This is a genomic window from Citrobacter sp. Cc139, assembly GCF_030334645.1.
Lineage (GTDB): Bacteria > Pseudomonadota > Gammaproteobacteria > Enterobacterales > Enterobacteriaceae > Citrobacter > Citrobacter werkmanii.
On record NZ_JAOWDM010000026.1, the window covers coordinates 1 to 308 of the forward strand.

1 protein-coding gene is annotated in these 308 nt (G+C 48.1%); it reads left to right on the top strand.

The features are described 5' to 3' along the window. Positions 1-308: DinB/UmuC family translesion DNA polymerase (locus OGV69_RS01320; RefSeq protein WP_502873875.1), on the top strand; the 308-nt coding region annotated here is incomplete at both ends.

The following is a 308-nucleotide window of genomic DNA, read 5'->3' on the forward strand; positions in this document are numbered from 1 at the left end:
AAGCTGGAGGCTATGGGGATTAAAACGGTTCTGGATCTGGCTGATACTGATATTCGTTTTATCCGGAAGCACTTTAATGTAGTCCTCGAGAGAACGGTGCGCGAACTGCGCGGTGAACCCTGTCTTGAACTGGAGGAATTTGCCCCCGTAAAGCAGGAAATTGTCTGTTCCAGATCATTCGGGGAACGTATTACAGATTATGACGCTATGCGACAGGCCATCTGCAGTTATGCGTCGCGCGCAGCAGAAAAGTTACGTGGAGAGCATCAGTATTGCCGCTTCATATCTACTTTTGTTAAAACGTCACC